This window comes from Mycobacterium sp. UM_Kg27, from assembly GCF_000972905.1.
In the GTDB taxonomy this organism is placed as follows: Bacteria; Actinomycetota; Actinomycetes; order Mycobacteriales; family Mycobacteriaceae; genus Mycobacterium.
In genome coordinates, this window is record NZ_JRMM01000300.1 from 1 (window position 1) to 752 (window position 752).

The window sequence follows — 752 nt, forward strand, 5'->3', positions numbered from 1 at the left end:
ATGCGCACGCAGGCTGAGCGGTTGCGCTGGCTGTAGACCAGGTTGATCGGTGCTTCGTAGCCCGGGACCAGACGCTTGTAGGAGTTGATGGTGGGGTTGGTGAACGCCAGCAGGGAGGGCGCGTGGTGCAAGATGCCGCCGATGTAGTGGCGGGCGGTGTCGGAGAGTCCGGCGTAGCCGATCTCGTCGTAGAACAATGGTTCGCCGTCTTGCCATACCGATTGGTGAACATGCATGCCGGAGCCATTGTCGCCGAACAAAGGCTTGGGCATGAAGGTGACGGTCTTGCCGTGTGCCCAGGCGGTGTTCTTGATGATGTATTTGAACAGCATCAAATCGTCGGCGGCGTGCAGCAGGGTGTTGAACTTGTAGTTGATCTCGGTTTGCCCGCCGGTGCCGACCTCGTGGTGGCCGCGTTCGACGGTGAAGCCGGCGTTGGTGAGGTTGGTCGACATGGCGTCGCGCAGATCGACGTATTGATCGGTGGGGGCGACGGGGAAGTAGCCGCCTTTGGGGCGGACTTTGTAGCCGAGGTTGGGGCTGCCGTCGGCTTCGGTGGTGCGGCCGGTGTTCCACCAGCCGGCGACCGAGTCCACTTTGTGGAAGGAGCCGTTGATCGTGGAGTCGAAGCTCACGGAGTCGAAGATGTAGAACTCGGCTTCGGCGCCGAAGTAGGCGGTGTCGGCGATGCCGGTGCTGGTGAGGTAGCTCTCGGCCTTGCGGGCGATGTTGCGCGGGTCGCGGGAGTAGGG

Annotated in this window: 1 pseudogene; it reads right to left on the minus strand. The window is 62.6% G+C overall.

The window, feature by feature from the left end:
* Positions 1 to 752, minus strand: a pseudogene (locus LI94_RS21355) (type I glutamate--ammonia ligase); the annotation flags it as partial.